Source organism: Pseudomonas sp. SDO52101_S400 (assembly GCF_054071635.1).
Window position 1 is genome coordinate 39,135 of sequence record NZ_JBSVWF010000034.1, and the last position, 23,043, is coordinate 62,177.

15 protein-coding genes are annotated in these 23,043 nt (G+C 60.7%); 9 read left to right on the forward strand and 6 right to left on the reverse strand.

Annotation, left to right across the window (positions count from 1 at the left end; translation table 11 throughout):
- Positions 1-23: 23 nt before the first annotated feature.
- Complete coding sequence (locus ACW9HX_RS17970) at positions 24-2,600, reverse strand: hypothetical protein (RefSeq protein WP_457381621.1); 2,577 nt, start codon at positions 2,598-2,600, stop codon at positions 24-26.
- Between the two features lie 206 nt (positions 2,601-2,806).
- On the opposite strand from ACW9HX_RS17970, the gene ACW9HX_RS17975 reads away from it, so the two are divergent.
- The 4 genes from ACW9HX_RS17975 to ACW9HX_RS17990 all read left to right on the forward strand — a co-directional run bounded on the left by ACW9HX_RS17975 (position 2,807) and on the right by ACW9HX_RS17990 (position 12,293).
- Entirely contained in the window at positions 2,807-5,110 is a 2,304-nt protein-coding gene (locus ACW9HX_RS17975) for a YgiQ family radical SAM protein (protein ID WP_457381622.1), read from the forward strand.
- A gap of 439 nt (positions 5,111-5,549) precedes the next feature.
- Positions 5,550-8,825 (forward strand): transglutaminase family protein, encoded by a 3,276-nt coding sequence (locus ACW9HX_RS17980; protein WP_457381623.1) that lies wholly within the window; start codon positions 5,550-5,552, stop codon positions 8,823-8,825.
- 88 nt (positions 8,826-8,913) lie between these two features.
- Complete coding sequence (locus ACW9HX_RS17985; RefSeq protein ID WP_457381624.1) at positions 8,914-11,400, forward strand: circularly permuted type 2 ATP-grasp protein; 2,487 nt, start codon at positions 8,914-8,916, stop codon at positions 11,398-11,400.
- Positions 11,400-12,293: a transglutaminase family protein gene (locus ACW9HX_RS17990; protein WP_457381625.1), complete on the forward strand. Its 894-nt coding sequence runs from the start codon at positions 11,400-11,402 to the stop codon at positions 12,291-12,293. The genes ACW9HX_RS17985 and ACW9HX_RS17990 overlap by 1 nt, the downstream gene beginning before the upstream one ends.
- 125 nt (positions 12,294-12,418) lie before the next feature.
- Here ACW9HX_RS17990 and ACW9HX_RS17995 read toward each other — a convergent pair whose 3' ends face one another.
- A complete protein-coding gene (locus tag ACW9HX_RS17995) occupies positions 12,419-12,607 on the reverse strand; it encodes a hypothetical protein (protein WP_457381626.1) in 189 nt (62 codons plus the stop codon).
- Between the two features lie 68 nt (positions 12,608-12,675).
- A complete protein-coding gene (locus tag ACW9HX_RS18000; protein ID WP_457381627.1) occupies positions 12,676-13,263 on the reverse strand; it encodes an LOG family protein in 588 nt (195 codons plus the stop codon).
- 341 nt (positions 13,264-13,604) lie between these two features.
- Here ACW9HX_RS18000 and azu point away from each other — a divergent pair, with 341 nt between their 5' ends.
- Both azu and ACW9HX_RS18010 read left to right on the forward strand, forming a co-directional pair.
- A complete protein-coding gene (gene azu, locus ACW9HX_RS18005) occupies positions 13,605-14,051 on the forward strand; it encodes an azurin (protein WP_457381628.1) in 447 nt (148 codons plus the stop codon).
- Positions 14,052-14,278: 227 nt separating this feature from the next.
- Positions 14,279-15,199: a hypothetical protein gene (locus ACW9HX_RS18010; RefSeq protein WP_457381629.1), complete on the forward strand. Its 921-nt coding sequence runs from the start codon at positions 14,279-14,281 to the stop codon at positions 15,197-15,199.
- Between the two features lie 76 nt (positions 15,200-15,275).
- Here ACW9HX_RS18010 and nadE read toward each other — a convergent pair whose 3' ends face one another.
- The 3 genes from nadE to ACW9HX_RS18025 form a co-directional block, all read right to left on the reverse strand.
- Positions 15,276-16,103 carry an ammonia-dependent NAD(+) synthetase gene (gene nadE / locus ACW9HX_RS18015; RefSeq protein WP_457381630.1) on the reverse strand — a complete coding sequence of 276 codons (828 nt, stop codon included), beginning with the start codon at positions 16,101-16,103 and terminating at the stop codon, positions 15,276-15,278.
- 4 nt (positions 16,104-16,107) lie between these two features.
- Positions 16,108-17,331 (reverse strand): nicotinate phosphoribosyltransferase, encoded by a 1,224-nt coding sequence (pncB, locus tag ACW9HX_RS18020; protein WP_457381631.1) that lies wholly within the window; start codon positions 17,329-17,331, stop codon positions 16,108-16,110.
- 107 nt (positions 17,332-17,438) lie between these two features.
- Entirely contained in the window at positions 17,439-18,344 is a 906-nt protein-coding gene (locus ACW9HX_RS18025; RefSeq protein WP_007950669.1) for a LysR family transcriptional regulator, read from the reverse strand.
- Between the two features lie 161 nt (positions 18,345-18,505).
- Between ACW9HX_RS18025 and amaB the strand changes: the two genes are divergently transcribed.
- The 3 genes from amaB (at position 18,506) to ACW9HX_RS18040 (ending at position 22,948) form a co-directional block, all read left to right on the forward strand.
- Complete coding sequence (gene amaB, locus ACW9HX_RS18030; RefSeq protein ID WP_096819801.1) at positions 18,506-19,996, forward strand: L-piperidine-6-carboxylate dehydrogenase; 1,491 nt, start codon at positions 18,506-18,508, stop codon at positions 19,994-19,996.
- Between the two features lie 170 nt (positions 19,997-20,166).
- On the forward strand, positions 20,167-21,450 hold the full coding sequence (amaA, locus tag ACW9HX_RS18035) for an L-pipecolate oxidase (RefSeq protein WP_457381632.1): 1,284 nt from the start codon (positions 20,167-20,169) through the stop codon (positions 21,448-21,450).
- A gap of 364 nt (positions 21,451-21,814) precedes the next feature.
- Positions 21,815-22,948, forward strand: a complete 1,134-nt coding sequence (locus tag ACW9HX_RS18040) for an ABC transporter substrate-binding protein (RefSeq protein ID WP_457381633.1) — start codon at positions 21,815-21,817, stop codon at positions 22,946-22,948.
- The last annotated feature ends 95 nt before the right edge of the window (positions 22,949-23,043 follow it).

The window sequence follows — 23,043 nt, forward strand, 5'->3', positions numbered from 1 at the left end:
GGGCTGACTGACCTGAGCGCTCGCTATGCGTAGTCAAAGAGCTTCTGCGCCACTTTCGGGCTGATGAGCTCTCGCCATATGGCTTGATGCGCAAGACCTGCCTGCTCCTGGCGTTGCTGATGCTCGCTGCCCATCCTGGCCTGGACGAGGGTTTTCAGGTGGGCTCCCTTCACCGTGTAATCCAGTGGCTGGCGATCCTGGCGGTCGTAATGGAAATGGGCTTCCCACAATGGGGTATCGCCGGAACGGTCATTGATCGAATAGACATCGAGAAATGATCTGTCCTTGCCCTTGCCGAGTTGCTTGCGGTCAACGGTCTTGAAGACGTTGAGTTCTGAATGATCGAGCAGGTAGTCAAGTCGCAGGACATCCAGTACTTCCTTGTTCTTGTACATGCGTACCATGGTGTTTCGTCCCGCCTCACTGAGCGAGTCGCCAGCGGCTTTCAACCGGTTGATGAGGCTTGCGGCCTGCGTATCATCGGTAATCCCTTCGATGGTCTCCAGGCGCCTGGCCAACCCGTGGAGGTCGTCGGCAGCTTCGTCAAGTGACTCCCGGATACTGGTCGGATTGGACTTTCGGCTTTCCATTGCTCGACCTTCGGCCAGTTGTCCCTCGACGTTGGCCAGCAGTCGAGTGGCTTGACCGAACAGCTGTGGTTTCGATTCTGCCGACAGGGCGGGACGCATGGGGCGCCATTCGCCCTGTCTCTTTTCGTAGCGTTGAGGAGGATCATTCGGTTTGAACGGATCCGGAACCTGAACGGTGACGCTACCGTCCGCATCGACTTCCTTGATTCCCACCAGCACTCGGTAAGTGCCGTGCTGTCGGGTCCGGAAGATTTTTCGCGGTGCGGAGGGACTGGCTGCCGGGACAGGTTGCTGCGGCAAGAAATCCAGGTCGATGTCCTGATCGAGAGCGGGCCATTCGGTGTTGTTCTCGATTCTGGCGTAAATGTCGTTCAGCCGAGTGTCGAGCCTTGATTCGAATGTGCCAAGCAAAGACAAGGCTTCCCGCAGGTGAGGTGCCTTTGCAGCGTCTGGCGCTATCGATAATTCCTCGAACCGGCTTTTTTCAAGCCTGATTTCATCGAGCGCCAGTCGCAGGGCAACCGGTTGAGAATGGTCGGAGACGTTGTGCAGGTTTTCCACGAAAAAGTGGATGGCCATGTAGCTGCGGATACCGAAGAGCGGGGGTTCTTGCGGGTTATCGGAAAGCAGGCGCAGGCAGATGTTGTATTTGCTGTAGTTGACCTGATCAACACCCGGTACGCCGTGATTGAGCTCTTCGATTTCGGACCCAGCACTGCGGGACGCTTTCTGGATCTGATCCATCACCGCTTGTCGGTCTTCGAGGATCCTGAGCTTTTTGTTCAGGTGGGCGAGGTTGCTCGTCAATGCTTCGACCGTCATCGTTTTCAGGGTGGGGTATACCCGTCGGTCCATGATGGCGATCAGCTTGTTCAGATAGTCGATCCGGTTCAGCTGCTGAGTATGCAGTTCGGACTTATAAACGCCGCCCGCCTTCAGCAAAATCAGCCAGTCCTTGTTGTCGATGAGTGACTGGACGTAGTCGGCCTGCATTCTGGTGTGTCTAATGATGTGCACTTCAAGTCCGATCAGCGCTGCTTTTTCGGCATGACTGCCCTCTGGCAGATGTTGTGCGGAGTTCCAGAGTTGTTCGAAGCGCATCTGGGAGGTTTCCAGCGCCCCGAAGGCCTGTTTGATGGGCTCGTACCGTTGCAACAGGTAAGCCACCTTGTCTTGGGACGATGCTGTGCGGCGCATGCCGCCTTGCAGTCCGAAGACCGGTGAAACCCACCGGTCCTGAGCGTTTCGAGTGATGCTCACCGACTCACCCGCGCGGCTTCCCTGATAGATGTTCTCGCTGTCGCGGGCAACCGGGTCCTTCGAATTGACGATGCGCCACACGTGCTGTGCGGGAGATGAGGCGTCAACGTCGCGCATGATCTGATAGGCGTAACCTTCAATGACTGCGTATCGCCGGCCTTCAAAACTGTGCAGCCCGTCGTGGTCCGGCGTTGCAGCGGAGAAATCCAGCGATGTGCGGAAGCTTTCCAGGCGGTGATGTGGCAACGGGAAACCCATCGAGTCAGCGTCATCGAGCGAAAACCAGCGCAAAGTCTCAGGGTCCTGCAGTAGAAACGGTCCCGAGGGTTGCAATTCGCCGGGCAACCTGGCGCGGTACAGTCCGCTTACGGAATCCAGACCGACATGCAGGACATGGCCATCCTCGGTATTGACGAGCAGTCGCCCCTTCAAGTGCATGAATCCCTGAGCGTCGACATTCGGCAAGGCTCCGCCGAAGGTGATGTGGTAATTCGTCATCGATGGTGAGAGAGGGTGTGCAGGGAGTGCGGAGTCCGGGATTTCACTGATGGTCAGCGGTGGCGCGGGTGTTATGTCATCGAGGTCTGCTGCGGCCGGTAACCTTCCGGGGCCCTGCCGGGGAGAGGGATATTGGTTGAAGGAGGGCACTTGAGGCGGGTCGATCCGGGGTGGGTGGTCGTTGACCGGGCGCGAGGGCGGGGTATGTACTTCGGCGATGGTGCTTCCCCTCGAGGGTGGTTTGACGGGCATATGTATTCATCCTTGAATGCTTGAAGCGGCGTTTGGCGTAGTTGCCGGTTTTGTGCTGTGAACCGGTGAGGCGCTCATCGTCTGGAGCGGGAATAGAGCAGATGGGCGGCTATTGGAGAAACCGACCACGGCCGTCGGAATTGGTCAAAATTTGTGCTATATTCCGCGCCCGCGAAATTCAATGAAAGCCAACACCGGTTATCGACATGCAAGCAGCCAAGCCGTTATTTGACTATCCAAAATATTGGGCCGAATGTTTCGGGCCAGCGCCGTTCCTGCCCATGAGCAGGGAGGAGATGGATCAGCTTGGCTGGGATTCCTGCGACATCATCATTGTGACGGGAGATGCCTACGTCGATCACCCGTCGTTCGGCATGGCGATCATCGGCCGGCTGCTGGAGTCGCAAGGCTTCCGCGTCGGGATCATCGCGCAGCCGAACTGGCAGTCCAAAGACGACTTCATGAAGCTCGGCGAGCCGAACCTGTTTTTCGGCGTCGCGGCCGGCAACATGGACTCGATGATCAACCGCTACACCGCGGACAAGAAAATCCGTTCCGACGACGCCTACACCCCGGGTGGCATGGCGGGCAAACGTCCGGATCGCGCGAGCCTGGTCTACAGCCAGCGCTGCAAGGAAGCCTACAAGCACGTGCCGATCGTGCTCGGCGGCATCGAAGCCTCCCTGCGCCGCATCGCCCACTACGACTACTGGCAGGATCGTGTGCGCAACTCGATCCTGATCGACGCCAGCGCCGACATCCTGCTGTACGGCAACGCCGAGCGCGCGATCGTCGAAGTCGCCCAGCGTCTGTCCTACGGTCACAAGATCGAAGACATCACCGATGTGCGCGGCACCGCGTTCATTCGTCGTGATACGCCGGCGGGCTGGTACGAAGTCGATTCCACGCGCATCGACCGTCCGGGCAAGATCGACAAGATCATCAACCCGTACGTCAACACCCAGGACACTCAGGCCTGCGCCATCGAGCAGGAAAAGGGGCCGGTTGAAGACCCGGAAGAAGCCAAGGTCGTACAGATCCTGGCCAGCCCGAAGATGACCCGCGACAAGACCGTGATCCGCCTGCCGTCGATGGAAAAGGTGCGTAACGACCCGGTCCTGTACGCCCACGCCAACCGCGTGCTGCACCTGGAAACCAACCCGGGCAACGCCCGCGCGCTGGTGCAAAAGCACGGCGAGATCGACGTCTGGTTCAACCCGCCGCCGATTCCGATGACCACTGAAGAAATGGACTACGTGTTCGGCATGCCTTACGCACGTGTTCCGCACCCTGCGTACGGCAAGGAAAAGATCCCGGCCTACGACATGATCCGTTTCTCGGTGAACATCATGCGTGGCTGCTTCGGCGGCTGCACCTTCTGCTCGATCACCGAGCACGAAGGCCGGATCATCCAGAACCGTTCCGAAGAGTCGATCATTCGCGAAATCGAAGAGATCCGCGACAAGGTACCGGGTTTCACCGGCGTTATCTCCGACCTCGGCGGCCCGACCGCGAACATGTATCGCATCGCCTGCAAGAGCCCGGAAATCGAATCCGCGTGCCGCAAGCCGTCCTGCGTGTTCCCGGGCATCTGTCCGAACCTGAACACCGACCACTCGTCGCTGATTCAGTTGTATCGCAGCGCTCGTGCGTTGCCGGGTGTGAAGAAGATCCTGATCGCCTCCGGCCTGCGTTACGACCTGGCGGTCGAGTCGCCGGAGTACGTCAAAGAGCTGGTGACCCACCACGTCGGCGGTTACCTGAAGATCGCCCCGGAACACACCGAGGAAGGTCCGCTCAACCAGATGATGAAGCCGGGAATCGGCACCTACGATCGCTTCAAGCGCATGTTCGAGAAGTACACCAAGGAAGCCGGGAAAGAGCAGTACCTGATTCCGTACTTCATCGCCGCACACCCGGGCACCACCGACGAAGACATGATGAACCTCGCCCTGTGGCTCAAGGGCAACGGCTTCCGTGCCGACCAGGTACAGGCCTTCTATCCTTCGCCGATGGCCACCGCCACCGCGATGTACCACTCGGGCAAGAACCCGCTGCGCAAGGTCACCTACAAGAGCGACGGCGTGACCATCGTCAAGAGCGAAGAGCAGCGTCGTCTGCACAAGGCGTTCCTGCGTTATCACGACCCGAAGGGCTGGCCGATGCTGCGTGAAGCGCTGACCCGCATGGGCCGCGCCGACCTGATCGGGCCGGGCAAGAATCAACTGATCCCGCTGCACCAGCCGGCCACCGACAGCTACCAGAGTGCCCGTCGCAAGAACTCGACGCCAGCCGGCAGCCACAAGGTCGCGAAAGAGAAGACCACCAAGATCCTCACCCAGCACACCGGTCTGCCACCCCGCGCCAGCGACGGCGGCAATCCTTGGGACAAACGTGAGCAGGCCAAGGCTGCGGCGTTCGCCCGCAACCAGCAGGCCGCCAAGGAGCGCAAGGACGCGGCGAAAGGCAAGGGGCCGAAGCCGACTCGCAAACCGGTCGTCCCACGCTAAAACGCATTTGAACTGAACAGAACGCCAACCTTCGGGTTGGCGTTTTGCATTTCTGCGGCTGGATTTTTTGTTGTCTGCTAGATCCATCCCCCTCACCCCAACCCTCCCGAAACGTCGGACCGCCCCCAAGGGGGGCGAGGGGGAAGGGAGCAGATCGGGGAACTTTTCCAGACCGGAGTTCGACTGAAGACTTTCAAGTCGGCGTACTTCCAACATCCACCTCGGTCAGTTCCCTCTCCCTACGGGCGGTCCGACGTTTCGGGAGGGTTAGGGTGAGGGGCTCTTCGCAACATTTGCGTGCAACTGTGCCAAACCATTTCACCGCATCGCCCGATTTTGGTGCTGTACTGCCTTGAGCATTCCGGGAAAGCGCCCAAGCCTCTGCATGGCATAAGTCTTGCGCGCTTTCGAATACGCTTAGGCTCGCAGGAGGCACGCCGTGTCGATTCATGTCGCATTGCATCACGTCACGCATTACCGCTACGACCGCGCTGTCGAACTCGGCCCGCAGATCGTGCGTCTGCGCCCGGCTGCCCACAGCCGCACGCGGATTCTTTCGTATGCGCTGAAAGTCTCGCCCGAGCAGCACTTCATCAACTGGCAGCAGGACCCTCAGGGCAATTACCTCGCCCGGCTGGTATTCCCCGAGAAAACCGCCGAACTGCGGATCGAGGTCGACCTGCTGGCCGAAATGGCAGTGTTCAACCCGTTCGACTTTTTCCTTGAACCCTACGCCGAGAAAATCCCCTTCGCCTACGCCGCCGATGAGCGCAAGGAGCTGGCGCCGTACCTCGAAACCCTGCCGCTGACGCCGAAATTCAAGGCCTACCTGGACGCCATTGATCGCACGCCGCTGCCAGCGGTGGACTTCCTCGTGGCGCTCAACCAGCGTCTGAGCGAGGACATTAATTACCTGATCCGCATGGAGCCGGGCGTGCAGACTCCGGAGCACACCCTGGAGCACGCCTCCGGCTCCTGCCGCGATTCCGCATGGCTGTTGGTGCAACTGCTGCGCAACCTGGGGTTGGCGGCGCGTTTCGTCTCCGGTTACCTGATTCAACTGACCGCCGACGTGAAAAGCCTCGACGGCCCGTCCGGCACCGAAGTGGACTTCACCGATCTGCATGCGTGGTGCGAGGTGTACTTGCCCGGCGCCGGCTGGATCGGCCTCGATGCGACATCGGGGCTGTTTGCCGGGGAAGGGCATATTCCGTTGGCCTGCAGTCCCGATCCGTCCTCGGCGGCGCCGATCAGTGGTCTGGTGGAGCCTTGCGAATGCGAGTTCAGCCACGAAATGTCGGTGGAACGGATCTGGGAAGCGCCTCGGGTCACCAAGCCCTACACCGATGAGCAATGGCTGGCGATCCAGGCGCTGGGCCGGCAGATCGATGCCGACCTGCTGGAAGGCGATGTGCGCTTGACCATGGGCGGTGAGCCAACCTTCGTGTCCATCGATGACCCCGACGGCGCCGAATGGAACACCGCTGCGCTCGGCCCGGACAAGCGCCGGCTCTCCGCCGAATTGTTCCAGCGCATGCGCAGGCACTACGCACCGAAAGGCCTGGTGCATTTCGGTCAAGGCAAGTGGTATCCGGGAGAACAGTTGCCGCGCTGGTCGCTGAACTGCTATTGGCGCCGCGACGGTGTGCCGATCTGGCACAACGACGCACTGATCGCCGACGAGCAGCAGGACTACGGCGCCACGGGTGAACTGGCCGGCCGTTTTCTGGCGAGTGTCGCCGAGCGCCTGAAACTGCCGGCACGCTTTGTGTTCCCGGCCTACGAAGACAATTTCTATTACCTCTGGCGCGAGGGCGCATTGCCGGGCAACGTCAGCGCCGAAGACTCGCGTCTGGAAGAACCGCTGGAACGTGCGCGGCTGCGCAAGGTGTTCAGTCAGGGGCTGGACAAGGTCATCGGCCAGGTGCTGCCGCTGGCGCGTTCTGCCAAAGGCGATCAATGGCAGAGCGGGCGCTGGTATCTGCGCGACGAGCATTGCCGGTTGGTGCCGGGAGATTCGCCGCTCGGCTATCGCCTGCCATTGGGGTCGCAGCCCTGGGTGAAGGCGGCGGAGTATCCGTTCATTCATCCGAACGACCCGAATCAGGATTTCCCCGAACTGCCCGACACCGCGCAACTCAATCGACACGATGCGCCGGCCACGGCGGACGAACGGGTGCCGAAGATCGACGAGTCCGCCGACTGGCTGACCCGCACCGCGTTCTGCGCCGAGGCACGGGAAGGACGGTTGTATCTGTTCATGCCGCCGCTGGAGCGGGTCGAGGATTATCTGGAGTTGGTGGCCGCGATTGAAGCCACTGCCGAGGAGTTGCACTGTCCGGTGCTGCTGGAAGGTTATGAGCCGCCGAGTGATCCGCGCCTGAGCAACTTCCGAATCACCCCGGATCCCGGCGTGATCGAGGTCAACGTCCAGCCCTCCGCGACGTGGGACGAGTTGGTCGAACGCACGGAATTCCTTTACGAGGAGGCGCGCCAGACCAGACTGTCCACCGAGAAATTCATGATCGACGGACGCCACACCGGCACGGGCGGCGGTAACCACTTTGTGCTCGGTGGGGCGACGCCGGCCGACTCGCCGTTCCTGCGCCGCCCGGATCTGCTGCGCAGCCTGATCAGCTACTGGCACAACCATCCGTCGCTGTCCTACCTGTTTTCCGGCCTGTTCATCGGCCCGACTTCTCAGGCGCCGCGAGTCGATGAGGCGCGCAACGATGCGCTGTATGAGCTGGAAATCGCTTTCGCGCAGATTCCGGCGCCGGGAGAAGCGTGCGCGCCATGGCTGGTGGATCGCTTGCTGCGCAATCTGCTGATCGACGTCACCGGCAATACTCACCGCGCTGAGTTCTGCATCGACAAGCTGTATTCACCGGATGGCGCCACCGGGCGTCTCGGTCTGCTGGAGCTGCGTGCGTTCGAAATGCCACCTCATGCACGCATGAGCCTGGCCCAACAGCTGTTGCTGCGGGCGCTGGTGGCGCGGTTCTGGCGCGAGCCTTATGCACCGCCGAAACTGGCGCGCTGGGGCACCGAGTTGCATGACCGTTTTCTGCTACCGCACTTCATCGAGCAGGACTTTGCCGACGTCATCGTCGAACTCGACAATGCCGGTTATCCGCTGCGCGCCGAATGGTTTGCGGCGCATCTGGAGTTTCGTTTTCCCAAGGTCGGCGATTACGCCGTCAACGGCATCGAGCTGGAATTGCGTCAGGCCCTTGAACCCTGGCATGTATTGGGCGAGGAGGGCGCGGCGGGCGGTACGGTGCGTTACGTCGATTCATCGCTGGAGCGTTTGCAGGTCAAGCTCACTGGCTTGCCGCCGCAGCGTTACCTGCTGACGTGCAACGGTATCCCGGTGCCGCTGCAACCGACCGGACGGGTCGGCGAGTTTGTCGCCGGTGTGCGTTTTCGCGCGTGGCAACCGGCCAACTGCCTGCAACCGACGATCCCGGTGCATGCGCCGCTGGTATTCGACCTGCTCGACACCTGGATGCAGCGCTCGCTGGGCGGCTGTCAGTACCACGTCGCGCATCCGGGCGGGCGCAATTACGAGACGCTGCCGGTCAATGCCAACGAAGCGGAGAGCCGGCGCATGGCGCGTTTCTTTCGCCTCGGACACACGCCGGGGAAACTTCCGATACCGAATCTGACTATCTCCGACGAGTTCCCGATGACACTCGATTTACGACGCTTTTGATTCGTACACGACCCCCGGATTTTTCGTATATCCGGGCGTCATGTGCCTGCGTTAGTCTGACCGTTCCTTGCTGGCTGCCGAGCTTTCCATGCCTGACCTGCTTGACCGCTACCCGCTGACGGCGGGCACTTACCACGAACTGCTCGACGCCGGTGGGGCGGTGCGTCCGCACTGGCAGCGGCTGTTCGACCAATTGCAGCGCAGCACCCCGGCGCAACTGGTGCAGCGTCAGGCATTGCTGACTCGGCAGATTCAGGAAAACGGCGTCACCTACAACGTCTATGCCGACCCCAAGGGCGCCGATCGTCCGTGGGAACTGGACCTGCTGCCCCATGTGATCGCCGCTGACGAGTGGCAACAACTGTCGGCCGGAATCGCCCAGCGTGCGCGCCTGCTCAATGCGGTGCTGGCGGACCTGTACGGCCCGCAGCAGTTGATCCGCGAAGGTTTGCTGCCGGCGGAGCTGGTGTTCGGCCACAACAACTTCCTCTGGCCCTGTCAGGGCATCGCGCCGCCGGACGGGGCCTTTCTGCATCTGTATGCCGTGGATCTGGCGCGCACGCCGGACGGGCGCTGGTGGGTCACGGCGGATCGAACCCAGGCGCCGTCCGGTGCCGGGTATGCGCTGGAAAACCGCACTATCGTGTCCCGGGCCTTTCCCGAGTTGTACCGGGACCTGAAGGTGCAGCACCTGGCCGGATTCTTCCGCACCTTGCAGGAAACCCTGGCCCGTCAGGCACCCAGCGACGATGACGCGCCACTGGTGGTGTTGCTGACCCCGGGACGTTTCAACGAAAGCTATTTCGAGCATCTCTATCTCGCCCGCCAGCTCGGCTATCCGCTGGTGGAGGGCGGCGACCTGACGGTGCGCGATGCCACGGTCTACCTGAAAACCCTCAGTGGCTTGCGCCGGGTTCACGCGATCATGCGTCGGCTCGACGATGACTTCTGCGATCCGCTGGAACTGCGCACGGATTCGGCGCTGGGCGTTCCAGGACTGCTTGAGGCGGTGCGTCAGGGGCGGGTGCTGGTGGCCAACGCGCTGGGCAGCGGCGTGCTGGAGTCGCCGGGGCTGTTGGGCTTTTTGCCGAAGATCAATCAGTACCTGTTTGGCGAAGAACTGATCCTGCCCTCCATCGCTACCTGGTGGTGCGGGGAGGCACCGGTGCTGGCCCAGGCGTTGGAAAAACTGCCGGAGTTGCTGATCAAACCGGCCTTCCCGTCCCAAAGCTTCGCTCCCGTTTTCGGGCGAGATCTGAGCGAAAAACAGCGCCAGAGTCTCGCCGAGCGCATGCAGGCACGACCTTATGCCTATGTGGCGCAAGAACTCGCGCAATTGTCCCACGCGCCGATCTGGCAACCGGAGGACGGCCAGTTGCAACCACGGGCCATCGGTATGCGCATGTATGCGGTGGCCAGTCGCGACGGTTATCGGGTGCTGCCCGGCGGCCTGACCCGGGTTGCAGCCGAAGCCGATGCCGAAGTGGTGTCGATGCAGCGCGGTGGCGCAAGCAAGGACACCTGGGTGCTGGGCGAGCGGCCGCCAAGCGGTGAACAGTGGAAGGCCCAGCGCAACATCGGCGTGCACGATCTGGTGCGGCGCGATCCGTACCTGCCATCGCGGGTGGTGGAAAACCTGTTCTGGTTCGGCCGTTACTGTGAACGTTGCGACGACAGCGCACGGCTGTTGCGGATCATGCTGGCGCGTTATGTCGACGGTGATGATCCGCAAGCCTTGCAGGCTGCCGTGGAGCTCGGTGAACGGCTGATGCTGCTGCCGGACGAAGGCGAGCTGCCGGAGCGCCTGCTCGCAGCGTTGCTCGGCGAGGACTGGTCGTTCAGCCTGCGCTCCAACCTGCAACGCTTGCAGTGGGCGGCCTCGCAGGTGCGCGGCAAGCTCTCGCGGGAGAACTGGCAGGCGTTGGTGGAGTTGCAGCGCGAGGCGACGGAACTGGATACCGACGAGCCAGACTTCGGCGAGTTGCTGGATTTTCTCAACCGGCTGGTGATGTCGCTGGCGGCGCTGTCCGGGTTTGCCCTCGACGACATGACCCGCGACGAAGGCTGGCGTTTCCTGATGATTGGCCGGCGCATCGAGCGCCTGCAATTTCTCAGCAGCAGCCTCGCGGGTTTCCTGCGCGGCGCCGGGGCGTTCGATCAGGCCGGGCTTGAATGGTTGCTGGAGCTGGGCAACAGCAGCATCACCTATCGCTCGCGCTATCTGGCGGTGGCGCAGTTGATTCCGGTGCTCGACCTGTTGTTACTGGACGAGCAGAACCCCCATGCGGTGCTGTTCCAGTTGAAACTGGTGACGCGCACGCTCAAGCGTTTGAGCGACGATTTCGATGCGCCCCGGGAGGCTGGATTGCCGCAACTGGTGGAGCGTCTGGCACGCTTCGATTTGGGGTGTCTGGAAAATCCCTTGTTCGGCGAATCCAGCGTACGCGCGGCCCTCGACGGTCTGGCGGATCTGCTGCAAGACATCGCTGACGCCAGCGGCCAGGTGTCCGATCGTCTGGCCCTGCGGCATTTCGCCCATGTCGATGATGTCAGCCAGCGCACGGTGTCCGTCTGATGAATGCTTACTACCAGATCCTTCACGACACTTGTTATCACTACGACAGCCCGGTCTCGCTGGCGCAGCAGCTGGCGCACCTGTGGCCTCGTGAATGCGCCTGGCAGCGCTGCATCGAGCAGCAATTGCTGATCAGTCCGGAGCCGACCGCACGTCGTGACGAACAGGACGTGTTCGGCAATCCACTGACGCGCCTGGCGTTCGAGCGGCCTCACGATGAATTGCAGGTCAACGCACGGCTGACGGTCGAGGTGCTGGCGCGGCCGGCGCTGGATTTCAATCTGTCCCCGGCCTGGGAGCAGACCCGCAATGCGCTGACCTACAGCAGCCAGCCGTTGTCCGCTGAGCTGCTGGAGGCTTGCCGTTACCGGTTTCAGTCACCTTATGTTCATTTAAAGCGCAGCTTCGTCGAGTTCTCCGAAAGCTGTTTTCCACCCGGGCGACCGCTGCTGCTGGGCGTTCAGGCGTTGATGGAAAAGATCTTCGACGAATTCACCTTCGATGCCGAAGCCACTCAGGTTGCGACGCCATTGGTCGAAGTGCTGGAGCGGCGGCGCGGGGTCTGTCAGGACTTCGCCCACCTGATGCTGGCCTGTGTGCGTTCCCGAGGATTGGCGGCGCGCTACATCAGCGGCTATCTGCTGACACGACCGCCACCGGGGCAACCGCGATTGATCGGCGCCGATGCGTCCCATGCCTGGGTTTCGGTGTTTTGCCCGGTGTTGGGCTGGGTGGATTTCGATCCGACCAACAATGTACAACCGGCACTGGAGCACATCACCCTGGCCTGGGGCCGGGATTTTTCCGATGTGTCGCCGTTGCGCGGGGTGATTCTGGGAGGGGGGAGCCATGATCCCGAGGTTCGGGTCACGGTGATGCCACTGGAGGAATAAAAGCAATGTGGGAGCCAGCCTGCTGGCGATTAGGGTGTCACATCTGAATGGATGCGACTGACCCATTGTAATCGCGAGCAGGCTCGCTCCCACAGGGGTTGTGTTCAGTGGTCCTGCGGTGTTGCTCAGGCGTCGGGCGCCTGATCTTTCGGTACATCAACATCAATTGCATCGTCTTCAGTCGCCACTTCACCGTCGGGGTTCAGTGCCGCTTCTTCAGCCATCTGTTTCTTGCGCTGAAGCTTTTCCTCTTTCTTCTGTTCCTTGGCCAGGTCACGTTGACGCTTGGCGAAGGAGTAATTGGGTTTGGCCATGGGCGATCCTCTTGGGTCGAAGGTGAGGTTGAGCGGCGCGTATTCTGCCCTGTATCGGTGCCCGGGGGTTAACCGGGTTTTTGGTCGACCCACTTTGGCGTGACGGTAGGCTGCCACTGATCGAGGGCATTGAGCAGCGTTTGCGGCGATTCGCTCACTTGCAGCATGTCACGGTGCGGTGCGCGAACGAAGCCTTCGCCGACGATGTGATCGAGAAATGCAGTGAGTTTGCTGTAGAAACCGTTCACCTCGAGCAGGCCCAGCGGCTTGCCGTGGTAGCCGAGCTGGCCCCAGGTCCAGACTTCGAACAGCTCTTCCAGGGTGCCGAGGCCACCGGGCAGGGCGATGAACGCATCGCTGAGTTCGGCCATCCGCGCCTTGCGCGCGTGCATGCCGTCGACCACTTCCAGACGGGTCAGGCTTTTGTGACCGATTTCCTTGTCCATCAGGCTCTGCGGAATGATGCCGATCACTTCGCCGCCGGCGGCCAGCGCGGCGTCCGCGACAATCCCCATCAAACCCACGGCGCCACCGCCGTAGACCAGCTTCAGCTTGCGCTCGGCAATGGCTGTGCCGAGGGCGATGGCGGCTTCGGTGTACGCCGGGGTGGTGCCGGCGTTGGCACCGCAAAATACACAAACGGATGTGAGAGACATGCCTTCCTCCTGGGTCAATCGGTCACAGGGTAATGGCTGGCACGCCTTGATCCAAGGGCTAGACTTCGCGTTTCGGGGTTTCATAGGTGCCGCTGGCGCCACAGGCGTAGGCGGCGAGCAGGCTGCACAACAGACTGTTGAAGGACATGATGGATGCTCCAGATGAGAGTTGAGCCCTGAAGATACGGCCCGGCCAAACGTCTGGCTGTTAGATTGTTTCGATGAGTGTCATAGCCTGAAAGTTGTATACAATTTTTGACTCAAGTCATAGGAACTTGCGAAGATTTCAGGCAGTCTTTCCACCACTCGTGTTTTTGTTAACCCTGCCTTGGAGATTCACCATGTTTTCCAAAGTTGTTGCGGTATCCCTGCTGGCGCTGGCCAGCAGCCAATTGATGGCTGCCGAGTGCAAAACCACCATTGACTCCACCGACCAGATGTCCTTCAACACCAAGGAAATCGTGATCGACAAGAGCTGCAAGACTTTCACCGTCGAACTGACCCACTCCGGCAGCCTGCCGAAGAACGTCATGGGCCATAATCTTGTGGTCAGCAAGACCGCTGACATGCAGCCGATCGCCACCGACGGCCTGGCCGCCGGCATCGACAAGAACTACCTGAAAGACGGCGACGAGCGCGTCATCGCCCACACCAAGATCATCGGCGCCGGCGAGAAAGACTCGCTGACCATCGACGTATCGAAACTGGCGGCCGGCACTGATTACGGTTTCTTCTGCTCGTTCCCGGGCCACATCTCGATGATGAAAGGCACAGTGACCCTGAAGTAACACGGCTCACACGCAACACGAAAAACGCCGCTGCAAGTGATTGCAGCGGCGTTTTTTTGTCTGCTGATCAAGGATGTCTCAGCTATCTCGTTTTTCTGATGATAACCGTCGGTCTGAAATGCCCCCGAACCTGTAATTTCTGACAGTAGACGCGAATTTCGAAGAAGCCTCAGATGGGGAGGCGTTCAGATGACTGTGCGCTTACCTTCCGAAAAAGGAGTTTTCGTATGACCGATCAAGAGAAACTGCCCGAGCAACGCACATTGGTTCAGGGGCTGCAGAGAAGTGCTGCGAAAAGCGGAACCGTCATCGAAACTGTTACCGATGGCGACGGCAATCTCGTTGAAGATGGCGGTGTCTGCAGAAATCCAGATTTGTCTTTTGTTGGTAGTGCTGCTCCTGATCAACAGGCACAGCTTTTGGATCACGGTAGACCCGCACACCCTCCCGTAAATGTTGATAGTCGTGGCCACTTCAGCTCGATCATTAAAAATCAGGCAAACGGGCCGCATGTCTACACCGTGGTAACCACCGATGGACTAGTGTCTGATCCATTTACCGTTCACATGGCCGGGCCCCTGCAAGCCGCGATTTTGTGGATAAACGATCCCAACGGAGACGTCATCGAAAATGGTGGACGCACTACGTTTGCCGATTTGAGCTTTGCAGGCCAGGGAGAGCCAAATACAACAGTCAGTCTTATGGATAACGGAATTCTTGTAGACACACTGAACATCGATGCAAATGCGCACTGGAGTGCTGTGCTGAACGGACTTTCGGTAGCGGAGCATCACTTCACAGTGGTAGGAAGCGATGGTGTTGTATCCAGCCCCTGGATCGTTGCAATTGAGAACTCCGTACTGCTCAGCATCCAGTTTCTCCTTGGAGAAAGCGGGAAGTTGATCGGTAATCAGGAGCAGACGACCGATAGTTCGGTAACGGTTGTCGGTACGGCAAACAGAGGGGAAGAAGGAAAGATAGTCGACTACGATAGCGAACTGGTTCCATTCAAGGCCGACCCGAATGGAATCTACACGGCAAAGATTTCGAGGCTGGCTGAAAAGGTCCATACCATCAGAGCGATAACGGCTGGTGGTCGAATCTCGTCCCCGCACGTGTTCAGGGTTGTTCCAGCAAAGCCCCGTTAAATCTGCCATTGAGTTCTGCTCAAAGAAAAGCCCGCTGATGATCACTCCTAAGCGGGCTTTTTCATTCACTCACTGATCACGGCGCAAACGGCATGACCCGCTTGTGATGGGTCTTGTTGTACGTGTTGACGATGATGTCGAACGCTTCCTGACGCACCGGCTCGCCGTGCAGGAACGCGTCGATCTCGGCGTAGGTGACGCCGTGGGACGCCTCGTCCGGTTTGCCCGGCGACAGGTCTTCCAGGTCCGCCGTCGGCACTTTTTCCACCAGCGATTCCGGTGCGCCGAAGCTGCGGGCGATGGCCCGGACCTGGTTTTTCACCAGTCCGCTGAGCGGCGCCAGGTCGCAGGCGCCGTCACCGAATTTGGTGAAGAAACCCATCACCGCTTCCGCCGCGTGGTCGGTGCCGATCACCAGCCCGTGTGCGGCACCGGCGATGGTGTACTGGGCGACCATGCGCATCCGCGCCTTGGTGTTGCCGAGCACGAAATCCACCGACACCGCGTGCTTGCCTTCGAAGGCTGCGACTTCGCTGGCCAGGGATTTCACCGCCGGGCCGATGTTGACGGTGTGGCGCTCGTCCGGGGCGATGAAGTCCACCGAGGCCTGAGCGTCGTGTTCATCAAACTGCACGTCGTACGGCAGGCGCACGGCGATGAACTTGTAGGCGTTGTCGCCGGTGCGCTCGCGCAGTTCACGCATGGCGCGCTGGGCCAACAGGCCGGCGGTCAGCGAGTCCACGCCGCCGCTGATGCCCAGCACCAGGGTCTTGAGCCCGGAATTGGTCAGGCAATCCTGGATGAAGGTGATGCGTCGGGCGACTTCCGCTTCGAGGGCCTGGTAATCGGCGAACGGCGGCTGAACGTTGAGCTGTTCAGCAATTTCACGCTGTACGGCTTGCATGAATTCACTCCTTGCTAGAAAGGCTGGAAACGGCAGGAACCTGGAAAACGTGTCGCAAGTAGGCGACGAAATTCGGGTCTTTGCAGTGGGTCTTGCCCGGCTCGTCGGAGATCTTCGCCACCGGTTGGCCGTTGCAGGCGGTCATTTTAAGCACGATGCTCATCGGTTCGACACCCGGAATGTCACAGGTCAGGTTGGTACCGATACCGAAGCTGACATTGATCCGGCCGCGCAGCGCCCGGAAGATCTCAAGCGACTTGGGCAGCGTCAGGCTGTCGGAGAACACCAGGGTCTTGCTCATCGGGTCGATGCCGAGCCTGTGATAGTGGGCGATGCATTTTTCGCCCCACTGCACCGGATCCCCGGAGTCGTGACGCAGGCCATCGAACAGCTTGGCGAAGAACAGATCGAAATCGCCGAGGAAGGCGTCGGTGGTGATGCAGTCGGTCAGGGCGATCCCCAGCAAGCCGCGGTATTCGCGAACCCAGCAATCGAGGGCGGCGATCTGGCTGTCGATCAGCCGTGGGCCGAGTTGCTGGTGGGCCATGATCCACTCGTGGGCCATGGTGCCCAGCGGTTTCATGTCCAGTTCCCGGGAAAGGTGCACGTTGCTGGTGCCGACGAAGCGCCCGGGGAAATCATGCTTGAGCACGTTCACCACTTCTTCCTGCACACGGTAGGAAAACCGTCGACGTGTGCCGAAGTCGGCAACCTGCAAATGCGACAGTTCTTCGGCCGAGGCGTTGGCGGTCAGCCAGTCGAACTTGCGGTAAAGCTGTTCGCGGGCCTGTTCCAGGACGGTTTCGCGGTAGCGATAGCGGTTGCGCACTTCGCTGACGATCGCCAGCAGCGGCACTTCAAACAGAATCACATGCAACCATGGCCCGCGCAGGCGGATGAACAGCTCGCCGTTCTCGATGCCGGTGTGCAAGTAGCGCAGGTTGAATCGGAACAGGCCGAGGAATCGCAGGAAATCCGGCTTGAGGAACGAGATGCGCTCAAGAAAGCTCAACTGATCGGCGCTCAGGCTCAACTCGGCCAGACGCTCGACCTGGAAGCGGATCTCCGCCAGATACGGGCGCAGATCTTCACTGTTACGGCAACGAAACTCCCATTCGACTTCGACGTTGGGGTAGTTGTGCAGCACCGCCTGCATCATCGTCAGTTTGTAGAAGTCGGTGTCGAGCAGGTTCTGCACGATGCGATCGGCAAACACACTCTCGCTCATAACGGGGTCTCCAGGCGGACCGCGCGTTGGCGCGGTATCAATCAATGGCGCTAGTGGCGCATATCCGGGGTGTGGATTGCCAGCGATTTTTATCCCGGCGCTGAGCCTCAGACCGCATCAGGACTGTCGATCTGCTCCAGCATCCACTTCACGAAATCCCGCACCTTGGGCACTTCCGCCGCGTGCTCCGGGTAGGCCAGGTAATACGCATCGGTGCTGGGCATTGCATGCTGCCAGGGAATGACCAGTTTGCCGTCGGCCAATTCCTCTTCCACCAGAAACCTCGGCAACAGCGCGACGCCGCAGCCGACTTGGGCGGCGCGAATGCACATATAAAAGGTTTCGAAACGCGGGCCGTGGTAGCTGTGCTCGGTCTGGTAGCCCTGGCTGTCGAACCAGTCGTGCCACGCTTGCGGGCGCGAAGCATTCTGCAGCAGCACCAGATCGGTGAGTTGCGTTGGATCAGTCAACGGAGTGTCCGGCAGACTGCTCGGTGCGCAGACCGGCACCAGTTCCTCGCCAAACAACTTCAGGCATTCGGTGCCGGGGCGTGAACCCTGGCCGAAATAGAACGCCAGGTCGCTGCGCCCTTGCAGCAAGTCATCGGCTTCCTGTTCGTTGCACAGGTCCAGATGAATCGACGGATGGCGCAGACGCCAGCCCTTGAGGCGCGGCACCAGCCAGCGGGCACCGAAGGTCGAGGGCGTGGAGACGCGCAGGACTTCGGTCTCGCCGCCGTAGGAACGCAGGTAATGGGTCGACATCTCGACCTGGGTCAGGATTTTTCTGACTTCCACCAGGTACAGATCGCCGGCCGGGGTCATCTGCAAACGGCGGCGTACCCGACGGAACAGCAAGTGCTGCAGCAATTCTTCGAGCTGCGCCACCTGCTTGCTGACGGCGCTCTGGGTCAGGTTCAGTTCCTCGGCGGCCCGGGTGAAACTCAGGTGCCGGGTCACGGCCTCGAAGCACTGCAGCGCGGTGATCGACGGCAAGTGGCGTTTGTTCAGCATGGGCGTTCCTTTTCTTGTCTTTCTGCGCAGCATGAATAAACGGAATGATATCTCGCGTAAAGGTCGTTTGTTGCACAGCCTTCCTGACGCTACAACTAAAGGTCTGCCCGGTCGTGAAAACGCGCCCGCACACATTCAGTTTTTTGCTTGAGGAGTGACCCATGGTTGCCGCATTGCTTGATCGTCTTGGTGTGAACCCGGCCCTGTACCAGAACGGCAAAGTGCCGGTGCATTCGCCCATCGACGGCAGCCGCATCGCCGCCGTGAACTGGGAAGGCCCGGCCGAAGTCGAGCAGCACATCAGTCGCGCAGATCATGCGTTCGAACAATGGCGCAAGGTGCCGGCCCCGCGTCGCGGCGAGCTGGTGCGTCAGTTCGGCGAAGTGCTGCGCGAGTACAAGAATGATCTCGGCGAACTGGTGTCCTGGGAAGCGGGCAAGATCACCCAGGAAGGTCTCGGTGAAGTGCAGGAGATGATCGACATCTGCGATTTCGCTGTCGGTCTGTCCCGCCAGTTGTACGGCTTGACCATCGCCTCCGAGCGTCCGGGCCACCACATGCGCGAAACCTGGCATCCGCTGGGCGTGGTCGGCGTGATCAGTGCATTCAACTTCCCTGTTGCGGTGTGGGCGTGGAACACCACGCTGGCGCTGGTCTGCGGCAACCCGGTGGTGTGGAAGCCTTCGGAGAAAACCCCATTGACCGCACTGGCCTGTCAGGCGCTGTTTGATCGTGTGGTGAAGAACTTCAGCGATGCGCCGGCCAATCTCTGTCAGGTGATCATCGGTGGCCGCGATGCCGGCGAAGCGCTGGTCGATGACCCGCGTGTCGCGCTGATCAGCGCCACCGGCAGCACTCGCATGGGCCGCGAAGTGGCGCCGAAAGTCGCCGCGCGCTTCGCCCGCAGCATTCTCGAACTGGGCGGCAACAACGCAATGATCCTCGGCCCGAGCGCCGATCTGGACATGGCCGTACGCGCCATCCTGTTCAGCGCCGTCGGCACCGCCGGCCAGCGTTGCACCACGTTGCGTCGCCTGATCGCCCATGAATCGGTGAAAGAAGAAATCGTCACCCGCCTCAAAGCCGCGTACTCCAAAGTGCGGATCGGTCACCCGCTGGAAGGCAACCTGATCGGCCCGCTGATCGACAAGCACAGCTTCGAAAACATGCAGGACGCGCTGGAGCAGGCGCTGAGCGAGGGCGGCCGGGTGTTCGGCGGCAAGCGCCAGCTCGAAGATCAATTCCCGAATGCCTACTACGTGTCGCCGGCCATCGTTGAAATGCCGGAGCAAAGCGATGTGGTGTGCAGCGAGACCTTCGCGCCGATCCTGTACGTGGTTGGCTACAGCGACTTCGAAGAAGCGCTGCGCCTGAACAACGCCGTGCCGCAAGGCCTGTCGTCGTGCATCTTCACCACCGATGTGCGCGAGGCCGAGAAATTCATGTCGGCGGTCGGCAGCGATTGCGGCATTGCCAACGTCAACATCGGCCCGAGCGGCGCAGAAATCGGCGGCGCGTTCGGTGGTGAGAAAGAAACCGGTGGCGGTCGTGAGTCGGGCTCGGATGCATGGCGTGCGTACATGCGTCGTCAGACCAATACCGTGAACTACTCGCTGGAGTTGCCGCTGGCGCAGGGCATCACGTTCGACTGATACCTTCGGTCAAGTGGAGATCCCCTTCTGGGAGCGGGCTTGCTCCGGGCGGCGCTCCGACGAATGCGCTGGGTCAGCCAGCATGGATATTGGCTGATATACCGCTTTCGCGGGCAAGCCCGCTCCCACAGGGTATGCAGTGTTTGTTAGGTTTCTGTTGGAGTCTGGCAATGCCGTTACGCGAAGAATGTCTGTGGGAAAAACTCACGCCGCAACGACCGGATAACACGGCGCTCAGGGGCGAGGTCAAAGTCGATGTCTGCGTGATCGGCGCCGGGTTCACCGGGTTGTCGGCGGCGCTGCATCTGTTGGAGAAAGGCAAAAGCGTCTGCGTGCTCGAAGCGCATCGCGCCGGGCAGGGCGGGTCCGGGCGCAATGTCGGCCTGGTCAACGCCGGGATGTGGATTCCGCCGGACGAGATCGAGGCCGGGTTCGGCGAGGCGGTCGGCAGCCAGCTCAACCGCATGCTCGGTGCGGCCCCGGCGCTGGTGTTCAGCCTTGTGGATAAGTACAACATCGATTGCCAGTTGCGCCGCGAAGGCACCCTGCACATGGCGCACAACGCCAAGGGTGAGGCGGATCTGCGCAGTCGCGAAGAACAGTGGAAACGCCGCGGTGCGCCGGTCGAACTGCTGACCGGCAAGGCCTGTGAACAGGCGACCGGCACGCAAAAGATTGCCGCCGCGTTGCTCGACCGGCGTGCCGGTACACTCAATCCGATGGCGTATGTCACCGGACTGGCGAAAGCCGTGTCGGGGCTTGGCGGGCAGATGTTCGATCACTCCCCGGTTACGCGCCTTGAGCGTCAGGGCCAGCAATGGTCGGTGCAGACCGGGCAGGGTTCGGTTTTGGCCGAACAGGTGGTGATCGCTTCCAACGCCTACACCGAAGGCGACTGGACCGAACTCAAGCGCAACTTCTTCCCCGGTTACTACTATCAGGTCGCTTCGGTGCCGCTCACCGAAGACGCCGCCCATGAAATCCTCCCGGGCGGGCAGGGCTCGTGGGATACCCGCCAGGTGCTGAGCAGCATCCGCCGCGACAAGGACGGGCGTCTATTGCTGGGCAGCCTCGGCAACGGCAATCAGAAACCGACTTGGTTCCTCAAGGCCTGGGCCGACCGGGTGCAGCAGCATTACTTCCCCAATCTCAAACCCGTGGAATGGGAATGCACCTGGACCGGGCGCATCGCTTTTACTCCCGATCATTTGATGCGCCTGTTCGAGCCGGCGCCGGGACTGGTGGCCGTCACCGGTTACAACGGCCGTGGCGTGACCACCGGCACCGTGGTCGGCAAAGCCTTCGCCGACTACCTGTGTAACGGAAATCCTCAGGCGTTGCCGATTCCCTTTGCACCGATGCAGCCTCTGGCGGGCGTGGGCTTGCGCAGTTGCCTGTACGAGGCCGGGTTCTCGCTGTATCACGCGGGCCAGTGCCTGCGCATCGTCATCTGAGTGTTGAAATATGTTGCCGGAAGCGGCGCTTTTCGATGTAGCGACTAGCCTGTAATGGTGCGGGTTGTAGCAGTCCCGCACCAGCAGTGTGCAGTTCGGTGACGCGGGCTGTTACAGGCTGGTTGCACGTCGTTTGGCGCCGCGGTTGCAATGATGGCGCGTGCGGGTTGCGCCTGAAAAAATAAATGGTTTCACCTTCCGCGGTTTAGACGGTTGCACACCCAATGAAAATGGGAACGAAACAGTCGAAATAACAAGAAAGCAGCGACTTTTTGAAGAATAAAAAACCGATGGCACGGCCCTTGCTCTGAGCATTCAAGTGAAGTCGCAGTGCCAACTAAAAAAAACCTTGGAGCACCACCTCATGTCCCAGACGTTTTACAAGAAAGGCTTTCTGGCCCTCGCAGTGGCTACTGCGCTGGGTGTTTCTGCGTTTGCACAAGCTGATGTGAAAATCGGTGTGGCGGGCCCTATGACTGGCGCCAACGCGGCATTTGGCGAGCAGTACATGAAGGGGGCACAAGCGGCGGCCGATGCGGTCAACGCGGCGGGCGGCGTCAACGGGGAGAAAATCGTCCTGGTCAAAGGCGATGACGCCTGCGAACCGAAACAGGCGGTGACGGTCGCCAAGGACCTCACCAACCAGAAAGTCGCCGGTGTGGTTGGCCACTTCTGCTCGTCCTCCACCATTCCTGCGTCGGAGATCTATGACGAAGCCGGCATCATCGCGATCACCCCGGGTTCCACCAACCCGCAGGTGACCGAGCGCGGCCTGAGCGCCATGTTCCGTATGTGCGGGCGTGACGACCAGCAAGGCATCGTCGCCGGCGATTACATCGTCGACGTGCTCAAAGGCAAGAAGGTTGCCGTGCTGCACGACAAGGACACCTACGGTCAGGGCCTGGCGGATGCCACCAAGGCTCAGTTGATCAAGCGCGGCGTGACGCCGGTGCTGTACGAAGGCCTGACCCGTGGCGAGAAAGACTTCAGCGCAGTGGTTACCAAGATCCGTGCGGCCGGTGCCGACGTGGTCTACTTCGGCGGCCTGCATCCGGAAGCCGGTCCACTGGTCAAGCAACTGCGTACCGAAGGCCTGAAAGACGTGAAGTTCATGTCTGACGACGGCATCGTGACCGACGAACTGGTGACCACCGCCGGCGGCCCGCAATACGTCGACGGCGTGCTGATGACCTTCGGCGCCGACCCACGCCTGCTGCCGGAAAGCAAGACTGTAGTGGACGCTTTCCGCAAGGCCGGCACCGAGCCTGAAGGCTACACCCTTTACGCTTACGCTTCGGTCCAGGCACTGGCCGCCGGCTTCAACGGCGCCAAGTCAAACAAGGGCGAAGACGCTGCCAAGTGGCTCAAAGCCAACCCTGTGAAAACCGTGATGGGCGAGAAGACCTGGGATGCCAAAGGCGACCTGAAGGTGTCCGACTACGTGGTTTACCAGTGGGACAAGGACGGCAAATATCACCAGCTGGAAAAACAGAAATAACGGCACCTGATCAACCGGACGCCACATTCCCTGTGGGAGCGGGCTTGCCCGCGATGACGGTCTGACAGTCGACAACTTTGTTGAATGTTCTACCG

Bases quoted from the DNA above. Each gene is read 5' to 3' on its own strand.
- ACW9HX_RS18040 (WP_457381633.1), top strand. From the start codon at position 21,815: ATGTCCCAGACGTTTTACAAGAAAGGCTTTCTGGCCCTCGCAGTGGCT.
- amaB (WP_096819801.1), top strand. From the start codon at position 18,506: ATGGTTGCCGCATTGCTTGATCGTCTTGGTGTGAACCCGGCCCTGTAC.
- ACW9HX_RS17990 (WP_457381625.1), top strand. From the start codon at position 11,400: ATGAATGCTTACTACCAGATCCTTCACGACACTTGTTATCACTACGAC.
- ACW9HX_RS17970 (WP_457381621.1), bottom strand. From the start codon at position 2,600: ATGCCCGTCAAACCACCCTCGAGGGGAAGCACCATCGCCGAAGTACAT.
- ACW9HX_RS18025 (WP_007950669.1), bottom strand. From the start codon at position 18,344: ATGCTGAACAAACGCCACTTGCCGTCGATCACCGCGCTGCAGTGCTTC.
- ACW9HX_RS17995 (WP_457381626.1), bottom strand. From the start codon at position 12,607: ATGGCCAAACCCAATTACTCCTTCGCCAAGCGTCAACGTGACCTGGCC.
- pncB (WP_457381631.1), bottom strand. From the start codon at position 17,331: ATGAGCGAGAGTGTGTTTGCCGATCGCATCGTGCAGAACCTGCTCGAC.
- amaA (WP_457381632.1), top strand. From the start codon at position 20,167: ATGCCGTTACGCGAAGAATGTCTGTGGGAAAAACTCACGCCGCAACGA.
- nadE (WP_457381630.1), bottom strand. From the start codon at position 16,103: ATGCAAGCCGTACAGCGTGAAATTGCTGAACAGCTCAACGTTCAGCCG.
- ACW9HX_RS17975 (WP_457381622.1), top strand. From the start codon at position 2,807: ATGCAAGCAGCCAAGCCGTTATTTGACTATCCAAAATATTGGGCCGAA.
- azu (WP_457381628.1), top strand. From the start codon at position 13,605: ATGTTTTCCAAAGTTGTTGCGGTATCCCTGCTGGCGCTGGCCAGCAGC.
- ACW9HX_RS17985 (WP_457381624.1), top strand. From the start codon at position 8,914: ATGCCTGACCTGCTTGACCGCTACCCGCTGACGGCGGGCACTTACCAC.
- ACW9HX_RS18010 (WP_457381629.1), top strand. From the start codon at position 14,279: ATGACCGATCAAGAGAAACTGCCCGAGCAACGCACATTGGTTCAGGGG.
- ACW9HX_RS18000 (WP_457381627.1), bottom strand. From the start codon at position 13,263: ATGTCTCTCACATCCGTTTGTGTATTTTGCGGTGCCAACGCCGGCACC.